The sequence below is a fragment of the Janthinobacterium sp. GW822-FHT07A03 genome, assembly GCF_058798815.1.
The window spans coordinates 827,259-850,832 of the sequence record NZ_JBXAKW010000001.1 but is presented as its reverse complement, the minus strand read 5'-3'; the positions used below and the strand labels follow the sequence as shown (position 1 = coordinate 850,832).

Sequence of the window (23,574 nt, the reverse complement as noted above, 5' to 3'; positions counted from 1 at the left end):
ATGGGCAGCACTGCGGGCAAGCCGGCCTTCCTGGTCGGCATCGACCTGGGCACCACCAATACGGTGGTGGCGTATGCGGCGGCCGGCGATGCGCAGGCAGGAATCAACCTGTTCGCCATCGAGCAGCTGCTCGCTCCCGGCGAAGTGGGCGCACGCGCCCTGCTGCCCTCCTTGCGCTACCACCCCGCCGCCGGCGAACTGGCGGCGGGCGACTTGCAGCTGCCGTGGCCGCAGCAGGACGCTGAGCATGCCGTGCTGGGCGCGTTCGCGCGCCAGCTCGGCGCCCAGGTGCCGGGCCGGCTCGTTTCCAGTGCGAAGAGCTGGCTGTCGCATGCCAGCGTGGACCGCCAGGCGCCCATTTTGCCGTGGGGCGCCGAAGCCGACGTGGCCAAGGTGTCGCCCGTGGCAGCCAGCGCCAGCTACCTGGCCTACGTGCGCGCCGCGTGGAATCACCGCTTCCCCGCCGCCCCCCTGGAAGAGCAGGAACTGGTGCTGACCATCCCCGCCTCGTTCGACGAGGGTGCGCGCGCACTCACCTTGGCAGCGGCGCGCATGGCGGGCCTGCCCACGCTGCGGCTGGTGGAAGAACCGCAAGCCGCCTTTTATGACTACCTGCACCGCCGGCGCGACACCTTGCGCGCAGACCTGGCGCAAACGCGCCGCATTTTGGTCTGCGACGTGGGCGGCGGCACCACGGATTTCAGCCTGATCGACGTGGCCTTCGATGACGACGGCGCACCGCAGCTCACGCGCAGCAGCGTGGGCAACCACCTGATCCTCGGCGGCGACAATATGGACCTGGCGCTGGCCCACCTGGTGGAAACGCGCATGGCGGCAGGCAGCGAAGGCGGCATGAAGCTGTCCGCCGCGCGCTTGTCGCAGCTGATGGAGCGCTGCCGCGCGGCCAAGGAACTGCTGCTGTCACAGGATGCGCCCGACAAGGCCACCGTCACCCTGCTGGGCGGGGGCTCGCGCCTGATAGGCGGCAGCCGTTCCGCCGACGTCACGCGCGAGGAAGTGGCGGCCCTGGTGGTCGACGGCTTCTTCCCGAGCGTGGAATTGAGCGAGGTGGCCAGAAAGGGCCGTGCCGGCATCGTCGAATTCGGCCTGCCGTATGCGCAGGACGCGGCCATCACGCGCCACCTGGCCAGCTTTTTGCAACAGCACCAGGGCGAGCTGCCAGATACCCTGCTGCTGAATGGCGGCGTGTTCCGCGCCGACGCGCTGGCGCGCCGCCTGGCCGAGACGCTGGCGCACTGGCGGGGCCAGCCCCTCACCATCCTGCATAACGATAACCCCGACGTGGCCGTGGCCCGTGGCGCCGTCGCCTACGCACTGGCGCGACGGGGCCGGGCGCCGCGCATCGGCGGCGGTTCGCCGCGCAGCTATTTCCTCGTGCTGGGCGAGGCGGGCAAGGATCAGCGCGCCGTCTGCATCCTGCCCCGTGGCAGCGCCAGCGGTGAGGAAATCCGCCTGACGCAGCGCCTGTTCGCGCTGCGCCTGGGCCGGCCCGTGCGCTTCCACCTGGCCTCGTCCATTGCGGAAACGGGCGCGCCGCCGCAACTGGGCGACATCGTCGATTTGAGCGCGGGCGAGTACCTGCGCCTGCCGCCGCTGGCCAGCGTGCTGCACGCCAGCGACGGCAATGACAAGCGCGAAATCACCGTGCAGCTGGCCACCGTGATGACGGAAGTGGGCACCCTGGAAGTACACTGCGTGGCCGAAGCCGATGCGGGCCAGCGCTGGCTGCTGGAATTCCAGTTACGGGGCGAAGAGGAAACGCAGGCCGAAACGTCCAGCGTGCCGCCACGCGTGAAGGAAGCCGTCGAGAAGATCGAGCGCATCTTCGGCGGCAAGGCGCAAAAGGTCGAGACCAAGGAAGTACGCCAGCTGCGCCAGCACCTGGAACGGGGACTGGGCGGGCGCGAAAGCTGGGACACGCCCTTGCTGCGCCAGCTGTTCGACGCCCTGATGCTGCGCGCGCGTGGCCGGCGCCGCTCCGCCGAGCATGAGCGGGTGTGGCTGAACCTGGCCGGCTACTGTCTGCGGCCCGGCTATGGCGATGCGCTCGATCCGTGGCGCATCGAGCAGCTGTGGGCCATGTTCGACGCGGGCGTCCAGCATCACAAGGACAACCAGGTGTGCGCCGAATGGTGGACCCTGTGGCGCCGCGTGGCCGGTGGCTTGAGTGCGGCGCAGCAATTGCGCCTGCTCGACGACTTCGCCTTCAACCTGCAGGCCGATGCGGCCCAGCGCGGCAGCCGCCCCGTCACTCTGGTGAACGGCAGCGACGACGACATGCTGCGCCTGGGCGCCTCGCTCGAGCGCATCCCCGGCGCCTACAAGGCGGAAGTGGGCGCCTGGCTGCTGAAACGCCTGCAAAAGGCCGGCAAGAAGGAGGAAGCGGCGGACACGAACACGCTGTGGGCGCTGGCCAGGGTCGGCGCGCGCCAGCCCTTCCACGGCAGCGCGCACGAAGTGGTCGACAGCGCCACCGTGGCCGAATGGCTGCACGTGCTGCTGGCGCTGGACTGGAAAAAGGTGGAGCCGGCGGCGTTTGCCGCCGCCCACCTGGCGCGCATGACGGGCGACCGCTCGCGCGACATCGCCGATGCGCTGCGGTCCACCATCCTCGCCCGCCTGAAAGCCGTCGGCGCGCCACCCCTGTGGCAGGCGATGGTCAGCGAAGTGACGCAGCTGGATGAAACGGCTACCCGGCGCATGCTGGGCGAAGCCCTGCCGCCGGGCTTGAAGCTGATCAGCTGAATCAGGCTGGCGCGCCGCTGCGCGCCCCACGGCGGCGGCGCAAGCCGGCTGCGCCGCACAGGACCAGGCCGGCCAGCAGCATCGCGTAGGTGCCGGGTTCCGGTACGGGCGACGTGAAAATGGTCAGGGTCGGATTGACGAAGCGGTAACTCGCATAGGCAGGAAGGCTCGCTTCAAAGCTGTAGTCAGGGCCGTTCACGTGATATTGACCCAGCTGTGCATTGACATAGCTTATACCGCTGATAAACATCGTGAACGGGTCCGTCAACGACAAGCCGACTCCTTGCAGCAATATGTTCTGCGTGCCGTCCAGGCTTTCCTGACGGAATGACTCTCCCGCGATGCGCTGCCCATGCGGCCCGGTCAAAGCGCTGGCTTCCATCGATCCACTGTTGCGCGCGTTGCCAGGCTGAACCATGCTGGCGCCAGGGGGCGCCTCGGCGACCTGCAGCACGCCTACCAGCGTGGCGGCAAAGGAAAAGCCCGTCACGCGATACCCGTTACGCACGCTGATATCAAACACGCCCGTGTACAGATCGCCATTCGACGTGCTGACTCCCTGGGTATCCATGCTGAGGCTGCTGGCCAGGCTCGTCATGCCCAGTTTCGTCACGCCACCGGCATCGGACAACAGGGTCACCTTCTGTGCCTGCGTATTGCCATTGTACTCAGGATACTCCGTCATCAAAAAATTGCTGGTTTGTAAAGGTTGCATCGTTGCCTGGGCGTGCGCCGCGTGCATCGATGCAGCGGCCAGCATCACGCTCAAAAAACACAGCTGTTTTCGTATCAGGTTCATTTGTCGGCTTTCGCGGAAAAGGAAGTGAGCACCTGCGGCGCAGATGATGCCTCACATGAAATTATCAAAAAATCATTTTAAATTAGCAAATAAATAAAAACAACAGTGTTTTTAAAATTTACTTAAAGATAATTCCATCTTCCTGCCCGGCCCTGCCCGACCCGCGCCATTTCCCGGGGATTTACAGCAGCGCCACCACCAACAGCACCACCGCCAGCGGCGCCTGCACCAGCACGATGCCGGGATGCGTGCGGCGCAGCTGGGCCCACACGGACAGGCCCGGCACTTCCTCGTGCGGGTGGTGGGCTTCGTCGCGCAGCGACATCGCGTGCAGGAACATGCCGGCGATCAGGGGGCCGGGATTGACCCACCAGCCCTGCTCGAGCAAGCCGCGCGACAGGTAGATGGCCAGCGCGCCGATGACGAACGGCGAAGCCCACACCAGCACCAGCATCAGGCGGATGCCATAGAATTCGGCCAGGGTGCCCATGCGGTGCAGGCGGCTGAAATCGTGGTCTTCCATGCGCTTGTCGATGGCAAGCTCCGCGCGGCCATACAGGGTCCACAGGCCGCCGAACAGGCAGCCCAGCAGCACGCCGATGACGATGTCGGCCGCGAACACCGCATATTTATTCACGTCGGCCGTGCCGATGCCCAGCGAGGTGTGGGCGGCCGCGTGCAGGTGCAGGCCCGCCTGCTCGCCTTCTGCCGTCGTATAGCGGTCGCGCACATCATAGGTGCTGCCGATGTACACGACGTGCTTGCGCAGCGCCCCGGCATCCACGCCGGCCTGGCCCTCGAACAGTTTGACGCGCGTGCGCGTGGGGTTCAGGAATGCCGGCGCCACGGCGGCCGGGTGAAACGGCGCCGTGACGGCGTTCTGCTCGGCCGCATCCTTGGCGTCGCCGTGGATGACAGGTTCGAACGCCCAGCGCGCCAGCTCCTTTTCGCTGCCCGTGCGCCGCGCCAGCTGGCACACGCGGCCGGCCAGCGCCAGCCCTTCCTTTTGCTCGGACAGGACGGCCGGCATGGGCTGCTGCTGCTCCTGCTCGTCGGCGCCATGCGCCAGTTCGAAGGCCACGGCCGCCAGCACGGGACTTTTCAGCTCGATGCGCGTGACGGCGCCCATGCGCTCGCGGATACGCGGGCTGGCGAAGTGGATGCCGGCCGCGCAGCGCGCGCGTATCCACGGCAGATTCGCGTTGCGGTCCGACTGCTCGGGCAGGATCAGCACCAGTTGCCGGCCATCGGCGGCCAGCCGGTCGAGCAGGCTGTCGAGCGGCCGTTCGCCCGCCTTGTGCTGTTCATACACGGCCGGCGCCAGGTCCAGGTCGATGGCCAGCACCTTGCTGCCGCGCGCGGCGGCGCTGGCGATCACTTGCTCCAGGCGCGTGCGTTCCAGCGGTTCGCGCTCGTCGAACACCTGTTCGAACGCGGGCTGGTCGATTTCGATGATGCCGGGCCGGTAGGCGGCGCCCGGGTCCTTGCCCCGGTTCAATAGCTGCCCCTGTTCCGCGCTGGCGCGCAGCATGGCCGCATCGAGCCATTCGAGCACGTGAAAACCTTCCAGCACCAGCATCAGCGCGGCGATCAGGCTGGCGCCGATCACGTGGTGCAGCAGATGCGTGCCCGTCAGCTTGAAGGCCGAGCCCAGCTGGGCGACCGGCCACAGCAGGCGCCGCCAGAGCGGCGGGCGCGGTTGTTCCGGCTGGCTGGTTTCCACGGCGATTCCCCTTGCGTGCGCTGCATGAATTATCATTCAAGCAATAAATAATGACGAAAGGATAGTGTATTGCAGTTGTGCCCGTTCCGCCGCACGGCTGGCACGGGCCCGCCGGCCAGCTTATTTCGGCTTGGCCAGCAGCAGCTTGCCCAGCGCTTCGAAGGCCGGCGTGGTGGTCGGGTCATTGGCCGCATTGGCCGCCGTCGGCGTCGAGGCGAAGCGCACGATCACCATTTCCGCCTTCGGATCGACATAGATGCGCTGGCCGTACACGCCGCGCGCCATGTAGGCGCCATGGTCGTTATGCGTGACCCACCACATGTCGCGGTAGCTCCAGCCCTTGAGCAAATCGTAGCCGCCCTTGGCGAACAGCTGCTTGTCGCCGCCGCGGCGGATATCGTCGACGGCCGCCTTGGGCAGAATCTGCTGGCCGTTGTAGCGGCCATCGTTGCGCAGCATCTCGCCGAAGCGGGCCAGGTCGCGCAAGCCCGCATTCAGGCCGCCGCCGGCAAACGGCGTGCCCGTCGAATCGACCGTCATATAGGCATCCTGCTCGGCGCCCAGCTTCTGCCAGACATGCTCGGACAGGTAGTCGTTGACGCTCTGCCCCGTGACACGGGCGATGATCCAGCCCAGCACGTCGGAGTTGACCGTGCGGTAGCCGAACGCTTCGCCATGCCGGCCCTCGTGCCGCACCGTTTGCAGGTACTCGAAATAGCTGCGCGGCCCCGTGTAATCCTTCGGCTTGGGCAGCGGGCTGCCGGCCGCCGCATGCTGCCATACTTCCGCTTTCGGGTCCGCGTAATCTTCGCTGAATTTCAGGCCCGTGGTCATGTCGAGCACCTGGCGCACGGTGGCGTCGCCAAACGCGGATTTGGCCAGTTCCGGCACGTACTCGGCCACTTTCTTGTCCGCATCGAGCTTGCCTTCGGCCACCAGCGCCGCGCCGATGGTGCCCATCACGGACTTCGTCACGGACATGGCGCCGTGCTGGCCGCCTTCCTTGAGCACGCCGAGGTAACGTTCATACACGATGCGCCCCCGGTGCAGCACCACGATGCCGTCCGTGTAGTTGGCCCCCAGCGACTGCTCCCAGGTCATCGTGTCCTTCGCCCCCAGCGGGGTAAAGCGCAGGCTGTCGATATCCGTGCGCAGCGCGCGTTTCAAGGGCACGGGCGCCTTCAAGCCGCGCGAAACGTCCACCGTCGGCATCAGCTGGCGGAAGTGCGACACGCTCCAGCGCAGCTGCGGGAAGTTGAAATAGCTGCCATCGTCAAAACGGATGATCTTGTCGGCCGGCGGCGGCGCGCCCACCATCCATTGCAATGCGGCCGGGTCGCTGGCGGCGGCTGACAGCGGCGCCGTCGCCTCGGCCGCGTGGGCACCGGCGGACAGCGCCAGGCAGGCGGCGGCCAGGGCCAGGCGTTTCATGCTGGGAAAATCGTTCATGCGATGCTCTCCTTGATAGACAGAATATTTAATAAACCCATACCACGTTCGCCAGCCATCCCGTCCAGGTCCTGGCCTGCCCGTTCACCAGCTGGTTCACGCCCGACTGCGCGAATGAGGCGCTGAAGCCCAGGGTCAGGTAGGTATTCGGGTTCACCACGCGCACGTACTTGACGAAGACATCGTTGGCCAGCATCGGGCGCAGCACGCCGGCGATCACCACGGGCGCATCGCCCGGCACGTCGAGGCGCGTAGCCTGACCGAACTGCAGCGGGCTGCCCATCTGGTTGGCCCGCACCTGGGCCAGGTAGGCGGTCACGGTGTCCTTCGGCGTCGGGTGCAGCTCGATGGTGGCCTGCAGCGCATTCACGTTGGCATTCACGAAAACCCAGGTCGCCTTGCTGCCCGACGCCCAGGCCCCCGGCGTGCCTTCGAAGAACAGCGGGTCGAAGCGCTCGTTGCGCGCCGTGCGCGGATCGTCGCCGGAAAAGCTCTGGTAGCCCAGCGTGAACTTCGGCGTCCACGCCACGCCGGGCAGCGAAAAGCCCCCTTCCGTGCGCCAGCCCCAGGCCCGCATCGGCTCGCGCGTATTCCACTCGCGCGCGGCGTCGATGCCGAACCAGCCTTTCGACAGCACGCCGGGCAGCACCGGGATGCGCGCGTAGCCATACACGAACTGCAGATCCTTGCGGCCGTCAGGCACGGCCAGCGGCGCGCCGATGCCGCCCGGCGCCGCCTGCGGATACGCGGCATGCGAACGGGGCACCTTGCCATACGCGATGCCGGCCTTGCGGTCGTTCGCGGGCGCGTAGCTGACGTCAACGCCGACGACGCGCGTGCCGCTATCGTTGTCGGGGTTTTCATTCGGGTCGAGGTAAAACGCCTGGGCGCTGAACGCGCCCTGGCTTATCTTGGCCACCACGGAATTCTGGAAGGCCTTGCGCGGCCCCAGTTTCAGCGCGCCACGGTCAAAGCCGTTCGAACCGCCATTGGCAATCAGCATGCCGGTGCCCAGCGTGAAATTCTGCGCGCCGGCCGACACATCGACCATGGCGCGCGTGCCGCCGAGTGGCATGCGGATGCCGGCGACGAATTCCTCGATCGAGATGCGGCCCGTGTCGCCCGCGCCAAACGGATCGTGGCGCAAGGTACCCGAGCCGACGGCGGACACGCGCGCATACAGCTGCTTGCCGTCGCCCAGATTGCGCTTGAAGCCGAGCGCCGGCTTGACATAGAACTCGTACCAGTAGGGATTGAAATCGAAGCCGGGACTGCGCGCCGGCGTATTCGACAGCTTCCAGAACAGATTGCTCTCGCCGGCCACCTGCACGCCCGCTTCCACGGAACGCGTCATGTGCCAGCCGGCGGCCATGGCCGGTTCGACGGCGGCGCGCCGGGCCACTTCTTTTTCCAGGCTGCTCTGGCCATCGGGATCGAGCTGGCCGGCGGCGCCGCAGGCGGCGCTCCAGCCCAGCAGGGCCAGGATGAGTGAGCTGCGCACCGGGAATATCGCTTGCGTTGCCATAGGTATCCCTTGCGATAGCTGACTGTCGATTTGGACGAATGTTATCAGAGATGCTCTTGTTGTAAAGCATCCTATTGTGCGGGGCCAAACCTTGAGACGAACGTCTCACGGCAGCCGATGCTGCAGCGCAGAATGCGCCGCCCCGGCCTTCATGCTACAAACGGGCATACCATCAAAAATACCGAGACACCGGAGAGCGCCATGCCCTACGTCCGCCAGACCAGCCATATCGACCGCGTGCGCGACCTGATCGCCGGCCGGATTGTCAATCCGGGGGCCGATACGGCCAGGCTGGCGTCGTCGTACCGGCGCTCGCTGGATGACTACCGGCTCGACCCCGCCTCCACCACGGGGCCGCGTATCCTCACAGGCGCCGAACTGCGCGCCATCCAGCAGTCCGAGGAAAATTTTCTGCGCTCCACGGGCCAGTGCCTGCCGCGCCTGCACGCCATGGTGCGCGAAGCGGGCTACTGCGTCATCCTGGCCAACGCGCGCGGCGTGACCATCGACTACGCGGCCGACACGCACCAGCGCAAGGATTTCAAGAAGGCGGGCCTGTACCCGGGCTCGTGCTGGTCGGAAGAGGAAGAAGGCACGTGCGGCATCGCCTCCGTGCTGCTCGACCAGGAAGCGATCACCGTGCACAAGACCGACCATTTCCGCGCCGCCTTCACGGGCCTCACGTGCAGCGCCGCCCCCATCTTTTCGCCGCACGGCGACTTGATCGGCGTGCTCGATGCCTCGGCCTTGAATTCGCCCGACGCGCGCGACAGCCAGCGCCTGGTCAAACAGCTGGTGCGGCAAGGCGCAACCCTGATCGAGGACGGCTTTTTTCTCAAGTCCTACGGCCATTGCTGCATCCTGCTGGCGCACCGCAACCGCCATTTCGTGGAAGTCCAGCCCGAGATGCTGCTCGCCATCGACGAGCATGGGGACATCGTCGCCGCCAACCGCTGCGCGCGCGACGTCATCGGGGGGCTCGATAGCCTGCCGCGCCCCGTCGCCGAGGTGCTGGAAGTACGCGCCGAACGGCTGTTCGATGCGCGCGCGGGACATAGTCTGCTGTCGCTGCGCCTGGCCGGCGGCAGCACCTGGCTGCATGCCCGCGTACGGGCGCCGCTGCGCCAGGCCAGCGCGCGGGCACGCGTCAGGAACGCGGCCCCCGTGGCGCAGGACGCGCCGGCCTGCACGCCGCCGGAACTGGCCGAGCGCACGCGCATCGTCAACGCCATGAGCGCCGCCAAATGGCGCCCGCTGCAGGCGGCCGCCATGCTGGGCGTCTCGCGCGCCACCCTGTACCGGCGCCTCAAGCAGCTGCACATCGTGCCGCCGCACCGCCAGTAAGGCTTCCGGCAAGCTGAGATTTCCGTCTCACATTCCGCCATGCTGCGCTGCGGGATGCGGGGCCAGAACGCCAGTGTTACAACATCGTCAGCGGCAACACAGCCGCATCCCATCATAAAGTCAGCAGACTTGGAGGAGACACGATGCAAACCGAAATCAACCCGCACGACCTGGCCGTGGCCGGCATCCTGGAGCAGCTCGAAGGCGCGCTGCGCGCCAGCGACGGCACGGGCGCCGCGCAACTGTTCGAACAGGATGGCTACTGGCGCGACCTGGTGCTGTTTACCTGGAACCTGAAAACCCTGGAAGGCCGCGGGCAGATCGCCGCCATGCTGGCCGCCCAGCTGGGCGCCGTGCAGCCGGTTGCCATCCGCATCGCCGACGGCGAGCATGCGGTGGAAGCGGGCGGCGTGCTGCAAAGCTGGATCACGGTGGAAACAAACGCGGCCCGCGGCGTGGGCTTCATCCGCATCCGCGACGGCAAGATCTGGACCCTGCTCACCACCATGAGCGAATTGAAGGGTTTCGAGGAAGCCAAGGGCGGCCGGCGGCCCATGGGCGCCGAACACGGCGCGCGCACGGACCGCAGCAGCTGGCTGGAAAACCGCGAACAGGAAGCCAAAGAACTCGGTTACGCGCGCCAGCCCTATTGCGTCATCATCGGCGGCGGCCAGGGCGGCATCGCGCTGGGGGCGCGGCTGCGCCAGCTCAATGTGCCCACCATCATCATCGAGAAAAACGCCCGTCCCGGCGACAGCTGGCGCAAGCGCTACAAGTCCTTGTGCCTGCACGACCCCGTCTGGTACGACCACATGCCGTACATCCCTTTCCCGGATAACTGGCCCGTCTTCACGCCCAAGGACAAGGTCGGCGACTGGCTGGAGATGTACACCAAGGTGATGGAGCTCAATTACTGGGGTTCGACGTCATGCGAATCGGCCAGCTTCGACGAAGCCACGGGCGAGTGGACGGTGCAGGTGCTGCGCGACGGCCAGCCCGTCACCCTGAAGCCGCAGCAGCTGGTGCTGGCCACGGGCATGTCGGGCAAGGCGAACATGCCGAAGTTCAAGGGCATGGACGTGTTCCAGGGCGAGCAGCAGCACTCGTCGCAGCATCCGGGGCCGGACGCGTATGCGGGCAAGAAGGTGGTGGTCATCGGCGCGAACAATTCCGCGCACGATATCTGCGCCGCCCTGTGGGAAGCGGGCGTGGACGTGACCATGGTGCAGCGCTCGTCGACGCACATCGTCAAGTCCGATTCCTTGATGGACCTGGCCTTGGGCGACCTGTATTCGGAACGGGCGCTGGCGGCCGGCATGACCACAAACAAGGCCGACCTCACGTTCGCCTCGATCCCGTACAAGATCCTCGCCGACTTCCAGAAACCCGTCTTCCAGGCCATCCGCGAACGCGACGCGGATTTTTATGCGCGTCTGGAAGAACGGGGCTTCATGCTCGATTTCGGCGACGACGATTCCGGCCTGTTCATGAAATACCTGCGCCGCGGCTCCGGCTACTACATCGACGTGGGCGCCTCGGAGCTGGTCGCCGAGGGCAAGATCAAGCTGAAAAGCGGGGTCGGCGTGCAGGAACTGAAGGCCCATTCCATCGTGCTGTCCGACGGCACGGAACTGCCGGCCGACCTGGTGGTGTACGCCACCGGCTACGGCTCCATGAATGGCTGGGCGGCAGACCTGATCTCGCCCGAGGTAGCGAATAAAGTGGGCAAGGTGTGGGGCCTCGGTTCCGCCACGACGAAGGACCCGGGTCCGTGGGAGGGCGAGCAGCGCAATATGTGGAAACCCACGCAGCAGCAAGCGCTGTGGTTCCACGGCGGTAACCTGCACCAGTCGCGCCATTATTCGCAATACCTGTCGCTGCAGCTGAAGGCGCGCATGGAGGGGTTGAACACGCCCGTGTATGGGCAGCAGGAGGTGCATCACCTGGCGTGATCGTAGCCAGCAACCCGTGTAGGTCGGATTAGCGGCACGCCGCGTTATCCGACACCTTGTTGGCGGCTCATGTCGGATTACGCGCGGCCTTGCCGCGCTAATCCGACCTACCGCCACTCAAAAAAAATGGCGGCGGACCGAAGTCCGCCGCCATTTTTACGTCATGCAGCCAACGATTACTGCTTGATGGCTTCGATCGCAAACGTCAGGGTCACGTCATCGCTGACGGCTGGCGCATATTTGCCGGCGTTGAATTCCGAGCGCTTGATCTTGGCCGTGGCGTTGGCGCCGCAGGCGTCTTTCTTCAGCATCGGGTGCGGGGCGCAGGTAAACGAGGTGACGGTCAGGGTGACTGGCTTGGTCACGCCTTTCAGGGTCAGGTTGCCGTCGACCGATGCCAGCTTGTCGCCGTCGAAATTGAACTTGGTCGACTTGTAGGTGGCGACCGGGTATTTGGCCGTGTCGAGGAAGTCTTCGCCCTGGATGTGCGTGTTGAACAGGGTCGAACCCGTGTCGACGGATTTGGTGTCGATCAGCACCTCGACGGCGCCCGTCTTGGCGGCGCGGTCCAGCGTGACCTTGCCGGTGGTGTTATTGAAACGGCTTTGCTGCGTCGAGAAGCCCATATGGGTGTACTCGAAACGGGGGAAAGTGTGGCTGCCATCGATGACATAGACTTCAGGAGCGGCAAAGGCGGACAGCGAGAAACCGGCGGCGGCGATAAAAGCGAGCAGTTTTTTCATGATGGATTCCTGACAGGAGTGGTGGATGTCAAAACCGCAAGCAACTGCAGGCGAACGGCGCCTGCAGCTGATTGTCTGGCTTCAGTTGTAATGAATTATGCATGGCATGAAGATCGATGTAAAACGGAAAATATACCTAGTTAGCATCGATAAAATCGATAATAGGACAGCTTAGGTCCGTCACAACGCCTTCTGCTGCCGATTATTGTCTGCATTACAAAAAATATCCAGCGTTATCCAGCACCGCAGACATGGCATCAAATGAGAATGATTCTTGTTATTATTCCTTGGGGTTGCTATCATCGCGGCCGGGGCAGGCGGTGCCGCCCTGATTCATCCATAATAGAGAAAAAACAGAGCAGAAAACCATGACGGCCACCCGCCACACCCGCCTCGATATGCGCACCTTGAACGCCCATCCTGCCGCCCCGCCGCTCCGCAGCCAGGGCCTGATAGCCGGCGCCTTCGCCTGATGCGGGAGCCGCGCGTCCACGCTCCCCTGCGCGAAGCGCACGGCGTGCGCCTGCGCCGCTGGGCCTGGACGGCCGCCGGCGCACTGATGGTGTTGCTGGGAATCATCGGCGCCATGCTGCCCGTCATGCCGACGACCATCTTCCTGATCCTCGCCCTGGCCTGCTTCAGCCGCGCCTCGCCGCGCCTCGAGCTTTGGCTGCTGCAGCATCCCCGCTTCGGCCCCTCGCTGCGCAAGTGGCGCGAACACCGTGCCGTGTCGCGGCGCGGCAAGGCCATGGCCTGCCTGGGCATGGCCATCGGCTTCATCGCCATGTGCCTGGGCCATCCGCCGTGGTGGGTCATCGCCATGGTGGGCGCCATGGAAATCGCCGTCCTCATCTACCTGTTGCGCCGCCCCGAAGGCCCTGCGGCCAGCGGAGCAGAATCTGCCCCTGAAGAGGGCAATCGCAGGCAGTAAACGGCCCTGCCCGCATCAAAAAAACAGCAACTACGCCGAACCGCACATAAAAGCACCATGAGGCGTCCGCAGCGCGCGTCGAACTTTTCACCAAGATGCGGCGCCGCCACGCCCATCGGCGCGATTAAATTCGGCAAGAACGCTGCTTTCCCGCTTTTTCAACTTGAAAACAGTCTCATAGACATTATTTGCATATTCAAAGCAAGATTCTGTCGTAGGAGTAATAACACGATCGGAGGTATACTACGCAACCGACGTAACAGGCTGGGCGATTTGGCCCCTGCAAGCACGCCTGTCACGGTCCAATAAAAAAGGAAACACTGCATGACCACACCACACCGTACGCCGGTGATTCGCATCGATGGCGCAAACAAGACCTTCGCGCTGCCCAAAGGCGAACAATTCCACGCGGTCAAATCGGTCACGCTGGAAGTCTATCCCGGTGATATTTTCGGCCTGATCGGCAAGAGCGGCGCCGGCAAATCGACCCTGCTGCGCCTGATTAACCTGCTCGAACGTCCCGACAGCGGCACCATTACCGTGGCCGGGCGCGAACTGACGCGCCTGGGCAAGAGCGCATTGCGCGACGCGCGCCAGAACATCGGCATGATTTTCCAGCAATTCAACCTGCTGCAAAACGCCAGCGTCTTCGACAACGTCGCCTTCCCCCTGAAAATCCATGGCACGACCAAGGGCGAGCAGATCGCCGCCAGGGTCGAGGAATGCCTGGCGCTGGTGGGCCTGTCCGACAAGCTGCACAGCTATCCGGCGCAATTGTCCGGCGGACAGAAGCAGCGCGTGGCAATCGCCCGCGCCCTGGCCAGCCACCCCGACGTGCTGCTGTGCGACGAGCCGACATCCGCGCTGGATGCGGAAACGACGCGCGCCCTGCTCGACACTTTGCGCGACATCAATGCGCGCCTGGGCGTGACCATCGTCATCGTCAGCCATGAGTTGTCGGTACTGGGCGCCATCTGCAACCGCGTCGCCGTCGTGGAAAACGGCGCCATCGCCGAACAATTCGATCTGAGCGACACGGCCACCCCGCGCAAGACGGCGCTGGGACGCGAGCTGGCGTATTACGGCACCGAGGCGTTTGAAGCCACCGCATGGAAGGATGCAACACATGTTTGAAGAATCGATCAATAACGTCGTCAACCTGCTGCCGGAAATCTGGGTAGCGCTGGGCCAGACCATGACCATGCTGGGCATCGGCCTCACGGCCGCCATCCTGATCGGCGGCCCGCTGGGCATTTTGCTGTTCCTCGTCTCGGAAGGCCAGTCGCTGGAAAACCGTCCCCTGTCGACGATCCTCGGCTGGCTGGTGAATACCGTGCGCAGCTTCCCCTTCATCATCCTGCTGGTCGCCCTGACGCCGTTTACGCGCATCATCGCGGGCACCTCGATCGGCCCGCTGGCGGCCAGCGTGCCGCTGTCGTTCGCCGCCATTCCCTACCTGGCGCGCCTGGTGGAACAGAATCTGCGCGAAGTGCCGCGCGGCGTGATCGAGGCGGCGCACGCCATGGGCGCGTCGGAAATGCAGATCATCTTCCGCGTGCTGCTGGTGGAAGCGCGCTCCGGCCTGGTACTGGCGCTGACCGTGCTGTCGATCAGCTTCCTGTCGTATTCGGCCGTGGCCGGCGTGGTGGGCGGCGGCGGCATCGGCGACCTGGCCATCCGCTACGGCTATTACCGCTTCGAGACGGACATCATGGTCGCTACAGTCGCCATCCTGATCGTGCTGGTGCAAACCATCCAGTTCGCCGGCACGCGCATCGCCAAGCGCCTCGACAAACGTTAATTCATATTCAGAAACAAGGACCTGCATGAACCACCTTCGCCGTAATTTACTCCTGGCCGCCGCCAGCCTGGCCTTCGCCACCGCCGCCCACGCCAAGGACCCGAAAGAACTCGTCATCGGCACCAGCTCCGGCCCCTACTCCGACCAGCTGAAGCTGGGCATCAAGCCTATCCTGGAAAAACAGGGCTACAAGGTCAGGATCGTCGAATTCAACGACTACGTGCAGCCGAACTACGCGCTGGCCGAAGGCTCGCTGGACGCCAACGTGTTCCAGCACATCGTCTACCTGACCAAATTTGCCACCGATAACAAGCTGCCATTGAGCTCCCTGATCACCGTGCCGACCATGCCGATCGGCCTGTACGGCGGCAAGCAGAAAACCCTGGCCGAAGTGAAGAACGGCGCCACCATCACCATGCCGAACGACCCGACCAACCAGGCGCGCGCGCTGGTCATGCTGGCCAAGATGGGCTGGATCAAGCTCAAACCGAACGTCGACCCGCTGCGCGCGTCCGAGCGCGACGTGCTGGACAACCCGAAGAAGCTGAAACTGGTGCCGCTGGAAGCGGCGCAGCTGCCACGTTCGCTGGCCGATGCCGACTACGCTTTCGTCAACGGCAACTTCGCCCTGGCCGCCGGCATGAAGCTGACCTCGGCCCTTAGCGTGGAAAAGATCTCGGACAGCTACATCAACCTGGTCGCCATCCGCACGGCCGACAAGGCCAAGCCATGGGTCAAGGACCTGGAAGCGGCCTACCGCTCGCGCGCCTTCCTCGACGCGACGAACAAGTATTTGGCTGGCTACGAAAAGACGGACTACCAGCTGGCGCTGGAAAAGACGCTGAAAAAATAAACGGCGCATGCAATGCAAAAAGGACGGCCAAGGCCGTCCTTTTTTATTGTCCGCGCCTTGCGGGCGCTATTGCGACTTAGAAGCGGTAGCCGACGCCGACACCGATCAGGATAGGATCGACCTTGACTTCGCTGGCCTTGGCGCCACCGATGAACACATCGCTGCGGATCTGCACTTTCTTGATGTCGAAGTTCAGGGACCAGTTTTTGTCCAGCTTGTAGTCGACACCGGCTTGCAGCGAGTAGCCCCAGCTGTCATGCTCGAGGCGGCCGGCGCCGTTCAGCAATTTCACGTCCGAGATATTCGTGTAGTTGATGCCGGCACCCACGTAAGGGCTGAACTGTTTTTCCGGCATGAAGTGGTATTGCAGCGACAGGGTGGGCGGCAGGTGCTTGAAGGTACCGATATTGTTGCCGTCGAGCTTGACGTCATGCTTTTGCGGGTAAGTCAGGATCAGCTCGGCAGCGATATTCGGGGTAAAGAAGTACGAAATATCGATTTCAGGAATCGTCTTGCTGCTGACCGTCAAACGGTCGGATGCGCCGACGCCACCAACAGGAGCAGATTTATCGGCCGGATCGATGTGCACGGCGCGCGCACGGACCAGCCATGGGCCTTCCTGTGCCATTGCGTTGCCGGCGAATGCGCCGATGGCGGCCAAAACGATTGCTGCTGCAGTTGCGGACTTTTTCATTTTATTTTCCTCTGTCGTTAAGTAACGCTGCGAAGTCTAAGAGTGCAGTGCAACAAAAACTTTGATCCACATCAAATAGTGCTAGATGGCATCACCAGAGGGATTTTTTCCTTTGCCCAGGTCAAGAAAATGCGGCATTGCAAAATCAAGCCGCCTCGGCGAACAGGCCGGCGACCCATTCCGTGAACACGCGCACGCGCGGCGACAATTGCCGGTGGTGGGGATACAGCACGGACACGGGCAGCGGGTCGGGACGCGAATCCCGCAGCACTTCCACCAGTTCGCCGGCGGACAGCGCCCGCTCCAGGTGATAGCGGGGCGCCTGGATCAAGCCCATGCCCGCGCGGCAGCAGGCGTGATACGCGTCCGCGTTGTTGACGGACACGCTGCCCGGCAAGGCCACGCTGTGCCGCTGCCCATCCGCCTTGAAATCGAAGGGCCAGACCTTGCCTGTCTGGGCGGAAAAGAAATTGACGGCGCGGTGGCCCGCCAGCTGCGCCAGGTTTTCCGGCGTGCCGTGCGCGGCCAGGTAGGCCGGGCTGGCGCAGGTCACCTGCTCCAGCAGCGCCACCCTGCGCGCCACCATCGACGAGTCGCTCAGTTCGCCCACGCGCAGCACGCAATCGACGCCTTCGCGCACCAGGTCGACGAGGCGGTCGCCCATGCCGATTTCCAGTTCGATCAAGGGATAGCGGGCGCAGAACTGGTCCAGCACGGGCATGACGAAATGCATGGCCAGGGTCGCGTGCAAGTCGATGCGCAGCTTGCCGGCCGGCTGCTGCGCCGCCGAGGAAAACACGGCTTCCGTTTCTTCCAGGTCCGCCAGCAGGCGCGCGCAGCGCTGGTAATACGCCTCGCCATCGGGCGTGGGCGTCACTTGCCGCGTGGTCCGCTGCAGCAGGCGCACGCGCAGCCGCGCTTCGAGCTGCTTGATCGCATGCGTGACGGTCGCCTTCGGATAGCCGAGGTCATGCGCCGCCTGCGTGAAACTGCGCAGCTCGACGATGCGCGTGAAGATGCGCATCGCATCGAATCGGTCCATGGCCCCTCCATTGTTATTGTCTGCTGGACAGTGTAGCGATTTGTGCGCCACTTTTCCATTCTTGACCATGACTGCGGTACGGTTGCCCGCCACGCAATCGCCACTTGCGCCGATGTCACTGGATTACCGCCTGCCCGTCCGGCATACTATTTCCAGCGCACACATGAGAATGGTAATGATTATCATTTGCGATATAATGCAGGTTCACGCTTAAGCGCTCGCTCAGGCGATAATAAAAAGGAATGGGAGACATGGATATATTGAGGGAACTGCGTGAATCGGGCTTGAAAGTGACCATCCCCCGCCTGCGGATTCTGCAGCTGTTCCAGGAAGGCACGATCAAGCACCTGAGTGCGGACGATGTCTACAAACTCTTGCTGGCCGAAAAGATCGACGTGGGCCTGGCCACCATCTACCGCGTGCTGATGCAGTTTGCCGAAGCGGGCATTTTGTTTCGCCGGCACTTCGAATCGGGCCATGCCGTCTTCGAACTCAATGAAGGCCAGCACCACGACCACCTGGTCTGCACGGGTTGCGGCAAGGTCGATGAATTCGTCGACGAAGGCATCGAACTGCGCCAGAACGAGATCGCCGCCGAGCGGGGCTTCGTGCTGCACGAGCACGCGCTGTCGCTGTACGGCACCTGCGCCGAGTGCACGGCGAAGAAAATCCCGCCGCGCCGGGTCTGACGATGCCTGGGCCGCCTGGGCGCCACTGCCTTGCGGTAAGATTCGCTCACGCTCGAGAAAGGATCACCCATGTACATCGGAGAAATCGCCCGCCTGGCGGGCACCTCGCCCAAGGCCTTGCGCCACTATGAAGCGCTGGGCTTGCTGGGCGACGTGCGCCGTTCCGGCGCCTACCGAATCTACACGCAGCAGGACCTGGCGCAAGTCAAACTGATACGCCGGGCGCAGGTCCTGGGCTTCCGCCTGGCCGAACTGCTGCCCGTCCTGGCCGGCGACGATACGGACTGGGCCGCGCTGTCGCAGCACATCGCCGCCAAGCGCGCGCAGGTGCGGCAGGATATCGCCCGCCTGCGCCAGCTCGATGCGCAACTGGCCGACATCGACACGGAAATCCGCGACTGCCTGGCGCGCCAGCAACTGCAGGCAGCCTGACACTTCGCGCTTGACTCTGCCACTAGGGGCAGACTTTAGCATGCAAGCTCTTCTTTAACGGACAGCCTGCATCATGACCAAGACGACACCCAAGCGCATATTGATTCTCCTCGGCCACCCGTCCAGCGACAGTTTCTGCGCCGCCCTGGCCGAAGCCTACGCCGCCACGGCCCGCAGCGCAGGCCATACCGTGCGCGAACTGCGCCTGGGCCAGCTGGACTTCGACCAGAACCTGCATGAAGGCTACCGCCAGGTGCAGCCGCTGGAGCCGGACCTGCTGGCGGCGCAGGAAGCCATCAGCTGGGCCGAACACCTGGTGTTCGCCTACCCGATCTGGTGGGGCGGCGCGCCGGCCCTGCTGAAAGGCTTTGTCGACCGCATCTTCCTGCCCGGCTTTGCCTTCAAATACCGCCCGGGCAAGGCTTTCCCGGCACAGCTGCTGAAGGGCCGCACGGCGCAGCTGCTGGTAGCGATGGATACGCCACCCTGGTATTTCCGCTGGGTCTACCACATGCCCGGCATCCACCAGCTGCGCAAGACGACCCTGGAATTTTGCGGCGTCAAGCCCGTCAAGGTGGCCAGCTTCGGCCCCATGATCGATTCCACCGAAGCGCAGCGCACACGCTGGCTGGAGCAGGCGCAGGCGCTGGCCCGGCGCCTGTAGGGCCGGCAATGGCTTGCCATGCAGCCATCTTGCATACGGTTTTGACAAGCCGGTAATCAAGACGTCATATTCCAAGGCTACCATGATGATATTGCCTGTTTGTCAGTCGCCTTGCTCTCGCGACAACAAGGGTCCGATCGTCATGTAAAGGTAGCCGCTGTGGAGTTCAACGCTTCTCGATTGCATCTTCCCCGTTATCGCACGTCCGTGGCGCTTGACCTGTGCATTCCCACGGAATCCGTGCAGGCCGACGCCAGCAACTTCGCCGTGCTGGAACTGTTCACGGAGCGGCGCGACATGATGAGCCTGCCCGTCACGGAGCAGCAAAAGCCCATTGGCTTGATCAGCCGCAATATCTTCATGTCGCAGATGTCCAAGCCCTTTTATCACGAGGTGTACGGCAAGAAGAGCTGCATCGCCTTCATGGACAAGGAACCGCTGATCGTCGATGGCGCCATGAGCATCGAAGACCTCACCTTCCGCGCCGTGGAAGCGGGAGAGAAGGCGCTGGCCGACGGCTTCATCATCACCGAAGACGGCGCGCTGGCCGGCGTGGGCTTCGGCTTGCAGCTGATGAACGTGGTGGCCACCATGCAGGCGGAAAAGAACCGGCAAATCATGCACAGCATCGATTACGCCAGCGTGATCCAGCGCGCGCTGCTGCGCACCTCCGATGCGGAATTGCGCGCCACCCTGCCCGACGCCCACCTGGAATGGCAGCCGCGCGACGTGGTCGGCGGCGACTTCTACTTTTTCGAACGCCACGAAGGGGGCTGGTTCGCCGCCATCGCCGACTGCACCGGCCACGGCGTGCCGGGCGCCTTCATGACCCTGATCGCCTCGTCGGCCCTGAGCCAGGCCTTGCGCGAACGGGGGCCGCGCGATCCCGCCGCCCTGATCGGCGCCGTCAGCCGCGCCATCAAGACCCTGCTGGGCCAGGACGGCGCCGACAGCGGCCACGCCGGCTCGAACGACGGCATGGATTGCGCCTTTTTATGCTACGACACGGCCAGCGCCAGCCTGCGTTTCGCGGGGGCGAAACTGGCGCTGCACGTGGTGGCCCCGGGCGAAGAGGCCGTGCGCGCCATCGATGGCGCGCGCATGGGCGTCGGCTATGTCGACACTCCGGCCGGCTACTGCTGGCACAACGAGACGCCCGACATTCCCGCCGGCAGCCTGCTGTTCATCACCACCGACGGCTTGCTCGACCAGATCGGCGGCGCACGCGACATCGCCTATGGCAAGCGGCGCATGCGCGAGCAGCTGCTGGTGCGGCGCGACGCACCAGCCGGCGACGTGGCGGCGGCGCTGCTGCAGGACAGCGCCGCCTGGCAGGGAAAACAGCCGCGCCGCGACGACCTGACCTTTTTCTGTTTCCGCCTGTAGTCGGGCGCCATCGAACCACCTTATCAACAAGAAACCGGGTCACCGGCTAGCCAGGAGCACGGACGTGCTGTACGAAGAATTCAACGAGTTTTGGGACGTGGCGCGCAAGCGCAACATCATCTTTTTTTACGTGGGCTATTTCTCGCAGCACGTGGTCAGCGCCATTTCCGAAACCATCAAGGCGCGCCTCGATACGGCCGGCGCGGCCGGACCCACGCGGCGGCGCATTTTCTCCTCGTTCATTGAGATGTCGCAAAACATCATGCATTATTCGGCCGACAGCCTGACGCCCGACGCGCAGCTGGACCAGCAGATGCGGCGCGGCTCGTTCTGTATCGGCACGCGCGGCGACAGTTTTTTTCTGCTGTGCGCCAATCCCGTCTCGACCGACAACGTGGCGCAGATCCGCGCCCGCCTGGAGCCGCTGCACACGATGACGATGGAAGAAATCCGCCTCGCCTACAAGAAGGCACTGCGCGAAGAAGCGCCGTCCGACAGCAAGGGCGCGGGCCTGGGTTTTCTCACCATGGCGCGCGACGCCAGCGAACCGCTGGAATTCGAATTCGTCCAGGACCCACAGGAACCTGGCCACACCATCTTCTGCATCAAAGCCATCATTTGAAAGAGCCGACTCAGGAAAGCATATGCAATTACCGTCACCACTGTTCATCGCCGCGACCCCGAGTTCGCCCGAAATCGATTTCCGTTTCGAGCAGCACACCCTGTCGATCAAGGGCGAGTCGTACCCGGAAAACGCGGCCGCCTTCTATGGCCCGCTGATCGCCGCCGTGCGCGCCTACCTGGAAGACTGCCGCGCAGCAGCCATCACCGTCAACGTCTCGCTGGCCTACTTCAACAGCTCCAGCACGAAGATGCTGTTTACCCTGTTCGACACCCTGAACCAGGCGGCCGTGGACGGCAACCAGGTGCGCCTGAACTGGTATCACGACGAGGACGACGACACCATCCTGGAATTCGGCCAGGAGCTGCAGCAGGACTTCACGGCGCTGGATTTCCACGACCATCCCGTGCAGGGCAGCTAGAACATGCGCGCCGCCATCTCCGAGGCCGGACCGGAGCCCGACCTGTTCACCGTGGAAGCGGCGGCGCTGGCCGCAGCGCGCCGCATGCACGCCGACCTTCACGCCAGCGGCGAAGCGCAGCGCCGCGTGCTCGGTGAACTGATCGTTCACTACGAGCGGCTGATGCGCGAGACGCGCCGCCTGATCGGCCGCAGCGACCGCGCCGAGCGCGACATGCATCTGCTGAACCGCCAGTTGCAGACGCTGGCCGGCCAGCTCGAATACCGCGCCACGCACGACCCGCTGACGGGCGCCCTGAACCGCGGCGCCGTGATCGACCATGCGTCGCGCTGCCTGGCGCAGGGCGACATGGCGCTGATCGTGCTCGATATCGATCTGTTCAAGCAAGTCAACGACGACTTCGGCCACCCGGCCGGCGACGGCGTGATCCAGGCCGTGGTCGACTGTTTAAAAGGGTTGTTGGGACAGGAAACGGCCATCGGCCGGGTCGGCGGCGAAGAATTTTCCGTGGTCTGGCCCACCTCCTCGCGCGACGAGGCGGCGCACATCGCGCAGCGCATCTGCGAGACGGTCGGCCGCCAGCGCCATGCGGCACCCATCACGCGCGCCATCACCGTCAGCGTGGGCCTGAGCTGGAACCGCGCCGGCACCGCCTTCGAAACGGCCTACAGCCATGCCGACCAGGCCCTGTACCAGGCCAAGCGCGAGGGACGCAACTGCGTGCGCCAGTGGCTGGAGAGCTGAGTCAGCGCGTGGAATCAGCGCAGCTGTTCGCGCGCCATGCTGCCGTCGCGGCGCATGGCCGCTGCCGCGCGCTGCATGGCCGCCACCTGCGCCTCGGGCACCTTGAGGTTACAGGCCAGGTAAGTCTGCACGCGGTTGAAGGTCAGCAGGGGCACCACCTTGCCCTCCCATTCCTTGCCGACGAAAGGCTTGCTGCCCGCGGCCAGCCCGACGGCCCACAGGTCGATGCGCCCCAGCAGAAGCTTTTGCGGATTGAGCCACTCCTGCGTGACGGGCGCCACGTTCATGCCGTGCTGGCGCAGGTAGTCGTCGCGCGCGTCGCCCAGCACCGTGCCGATCACCAGGCCGCGCGCATCGGCCAGGGTGCGCAGCGCCAGATGCCGCTCGGCCAGGCCATACAGTATCCATTCCGCTTCGTTGAGGGGGCCGATCCAGCGAAACTGCGCTTCGCGCTCTTGCGTGCGCGTGGTGGAAAAGATGCAGGTGTCAGGCTCGCGCAGCGCCTGCGCATATGCGCGCTTCCACGGCAGCAGTTCCATCGTATAGCCGATGCCGGCGCGCGCCATGATCTCGCGCACCTTCAGCGTTTCGCGTCCCACGACAGTATTGCCTTCCATCATGCTCGACGGCGGCAAGTGCTCGCCCACGATGCGCAGGCCCGCCGCCCCGGCCGCCGCCGGCAGCAACAGCGCTGCCAGCAGCCATGCCATGCTTGCTTGTTTCATGCTTGCCTTCTTCTACCACAGGGGATACGCATCCCTGCCACCTGCCCGATGGTACCATCGGCCCCCGTCGGCCATGGCTGAACATTATCAATTAAATCATTATTTTTCCGTAACGTGGCTCAGGGCCAACGCCGGGATCAGCATGCAAGGGGAAGATGGCGAGAAAGACAACTGGCGGAAAACAGTAGGAGTCGAACCTACGGGAGAACGTCTGACGCCCTCCACCGGGTTTGAAGCCCGGCCACATCACCGGATGAGTGTGCTTTCCG

At 64.4% G+C, this 23,574-nt stretch carries 22 protein-coding genes and 1 tRNA gene; 14 read left to right on the top strand and 9 right to left on the bottom strand.

The annotated features are described in order from the left end of the window. On the top strand, positions 1-2,766 hold the full coding sequence (locus tag AC1RJW_RS03940) for an Hsp70 family protein (RefSeq protein ID WP_493043596.1): 2,766 nt from the start codon (positions 1-3) through the stop codon (positions 2,764-2,766). A gap of 1 nt (position 2,767) precedes the next feature. On the opposite strand, the gene AC1RJW_RS03935 is transcribed toward AC1RJW_RS03940, so the two are convergent. The 4 genes from AC1RJW_RS03935 to AC1RJW_RS03920 form a co-directional block, all read right to left on the bottom strand. Then, on the bottom strand, positions 2,768-3,451 hold the full coding sequence (locus AC1RJW_RS03935) for a PEP-CTERM sorting domain-containing protein (RefSeq protein ID WP_493043594.1): 684 nt from the start codon (positions 3,449-3,451) through the stop codon (positions 2,768-2,770). Positions 3,452-3,746: 295 nt separating this feature from the next. Continuing rightward, complete coding sequence (locus AC1RJW_RS03930; protein ID WP_493043592.1) at positions 3,747-5,288, bottom strand: CHASE2 domain-containing protein; 1,542 nt, start codon at positions 5,286-5,288, stop codon at positions 3,747-3,749. 120 nt (positions 5,289-5,408) lie between these two features. Next, on the bottom strand, positions 5,409-6,737 hold the full coding sequence (locus AC1RJW_RS03925) for a serine hydrolase domain-containing protein (protein WP_493043590.1): 1,329 nt from the start codon (positions 6,735-6,737) through the stop codon (positions 5,409-5,411). 28 nt (positions 6,738-6,765) lie between these two features. After that, complete coding sequence (locus AC1RJW_RS03920) at positions 6,766-8,238, bottom strand: alginate export family protein (protein WP_493043588.1); 1,473 nt, start codon at positions 8,236-8,238, stop codon at positions 6,766-6,768. Positions 8,239-8,463: 225 nt separating this feature from the next. Between AC1RJW_RS03920 and AC1RJW_RS03915 the strand changes: the two genes are divergently transcribed. Then, positions 8,464-9,606, top strand: a complete 1,143-nt coding sequence (locus tag AC1RJW_RS03915) for a sigma-54-dependent Fis family transcriptional regulator (RefSeq protein WP_493043586.1) — start codon at positions 8,464-8,466, stop codon at positions 9,604-9,606. A 143-nt stretch (positions 9,607-9,749) separates the two neighbouring features. Beyond that, positions 9,750-11,558: an NAD(P)-binding domain-containing protein gene (locus AC1RJW_RS03910; RefSeq protein ID WP_493043584.1), complete on the top strand. Its 1,809-nt coding sequence runs from the start codon at positions 9,750-9,752 to the stop codon at positions 11,556-11,558. A 176-nt stretch (positions 11,559-11,734) separates the two neighbouring features. On the opposite strand, the gene AC1RJW_RS03905 is transcribed toward AC1RJW_RS03910, so the two are convergent. Then, entirely contained in the window at positions 11,735-12,301 is a 567-nt protein-coding gene (locus AC1RJW_RS03905) for a YceI family protein (RefSeq protein ID WP_493043582.1), read from the bottom strand. Between the two features lie 472 nt (positions 12,302-12,773). Between AC1RJW_RS03905 and AC1RJW_RS03900 the strand changes: the two genes are divergently transcribed. From AC1RJW_RS03900 to AC1RJW_RS03885, 4 genes are all read left to right on the top strand, one after another. Continuing rightward, complete coding sequence (locus tag AC1RJW_RS03900; RefSeq protein WP_493043580.1) at positions 12,774-13,232, top strand: YbaN family protein; 459 nt, start codon at positions 12,774-12,776, stop codon at positions 13,230-13,232. 324 nt (positions 13,233-13,556) lie between these two features. Next, the gene (locus tag AC1RJW_RS03895) at positions 13,557-14,366 is read left to right on the top strand and encodes a methionine ABC transporter ATP-binding protein (protein ID WP_219134546.1); all 810 of its coding nucleotides are present in this window, start codon (positions 13,557-13,559) and stop codon (positions 14,364-14,366) included. Continuing rightward, on the top strand, positions 14,359-15,033 hold the full coding sequence (locus tag AC1RJW_RS03890; RefSeq protein WP_493043577.1) for a methionine ABC transporter permease: 675 nt from the start codon (positions 14,359-14,361) through the stop codon (positions 15,031-15,033). The genes AC1RJW_RS03895 and AC1RJW_RS03890 overlap by 8 nt, the downstream gene beginning before the upstream one ends. 25 nt (positions 15,034-15,058) lie before the next feature. Continuing rightward, positions 15,059-15,886, top strand: coding sequence for a MetQ/NlpA family ABC transporter substrate-binding protein (locus tag AC1RJW_RS03885; protein ID WP_219888994.1), 828 nt, complete (start codon positions 15,059-15,061; stop codon positions 15,884-15,886). A gap of 76 nt (positions 15,887-15,962) precedes the next feature. Here AC1RJW_RS03885 and AC1RJW_RS03880 read toward each other — a convergent pair whose 3' ends face one another. Continuing rightward, the gene (locus tag AC1RJW_RS03880; RefSeq protein WP_493043575.1) at positions 15,963-16,580 is read right to left on the bottom strand and encodes an OmpW/AlkL family protein; all 618 of its coding nucleotides are present in this window, start codon (positions 16,578-16,580) and stop codon (positions 15,963-15,965) included. Positions 16,581-16,725: 145 nt separating this feature from the next. Next, the gene (locus AC1RJW_RS03875) at positions 16,726-17,622 is read right to left on the bottom strand and encodes a LysR family transcriptional regulator (protein WP_493043572.1); all 897 of its coding nucleotides are present in this window, start codon (positions 17,620-17,622) and stop codon (positions 16,726-16,728) included. 251 nt (positions 17,623-17,873) lie between these two features. Between AC1RJW_RS03875 and fur the strand changes: the two genes are divergently transcribed. The 7 genes from fur (at position 17,874) to AC1RJW_RS03840 (ending at position 22,580) form a co-directional block, all read left to right on the top strand. After that, entirely contained in the window at positions 17,874-18,311 is a 438-nt protein-coding gene (gene fur, locus AC1RJW_RS03870; protein WP_475415326.1) for a ferric iron uptake transcriptional regulator, read from the top strand. 69 nt (positions 18,312-18,380) lie between these two features. After that, positions 18,381-18,743, top strand: a complete 363-nt coding sequence (locus tag AC1RJW_RS03865) for a MerR family transcriptional regulator (protein ID WP_493043570.1) — start codon at positions 18,381-18,383, stop codon at positions 18,741-18,743. A 73-nt stretch (positions 18,744-18,816) separates the two neighbouring features. Continuing rightward, the gene (locus AC1RJW_RS03860; RefSeq protein ID WP_493043568.1) at positions 18,817-19,407 is read left to right on the top strand and encodes an NAD(P)H-dependent oxidoreductase; all 591 of its coding nucleotides are present in this window, start codon (positions 18,817-18,819) and stop codon (positions 19,405-19,407) included. 180 nt (positions 19,408-19,587) lie between these two features. Beyond that, positions 19,588-20,793 carry a SpoIIE family protein phosphatase gene (locus AC1RJW_RS03855; RefSeq protein ID WP_493043566.1) on the top strand — a complete coding sequence of 402 codons (1,206 nt, stop codon included), beginning with the start codon at positions 19,588-19,590 and terminating at the stop codon, positions 20,791-20,793. Between the two features lie 64 nt (positions 20,794-20,857). After that, a complete protein-coding gene (locus AC1RJW_RS03850; RefSeq protein WP_070222302.1) occupies positions 20,858-21,415 on the top strand; it encodes a SiaB family protein kinase in 558 nt (185 codons plus the stop codon). Positions 21,416-21,437: 22 nt separating this feature from the next. Then, a complete protein-coding gene (locus AC1RJW_RS03845) occupies positions 21,438-21,836 on the top strand; it encodes a DUF1987 domain-containing protein (RefSeq protein WP_475415322.1) in 399 nt (132 codons plus the stop codon). 3 nt (positions 21,837-21,839) lie between these two features. After that, on the top strand, positions 21,840-22,580 hold the full coding sequence (locus AC1RJW_RS03840) for a GGDEF domain-containing protein (protein ID WP_493043563.1): 741 nt from the start codon (positions 21,840-21,842) through the stop codon (positions 22,578-22,580). 14 nt (positions 22,581-22,594) lie between these two features. Here the strand turns inward: AC1RJW_RS03840 and AC1RJW_RS03835 are convergent, their stop codons facing one another. Both AC1RJW_RS03835 and AC1RJW_RS03830 read right to left on the bottom strand, forming a co-directional pair. After that, positions 22,595-23,305, bottom strand: a complete 711-nt coding sequence (locus tag AC1RJW_RS03835; RefSeq protein WP_493043561.1) for a substrate-binding periplasmic protein — start codon at positions 23,303-23,305, stop codon at positions 22,595-22,597. A 172-nt stretch (positions 23,306-23,477) separates the two neighbouring features. Beyond that, positions 23,478-23,573 (bottom strand) — tRNA-Sec (locus AC1RJW_RS03830). Position 23,574 lies beyond the last annotated feature (1 nt).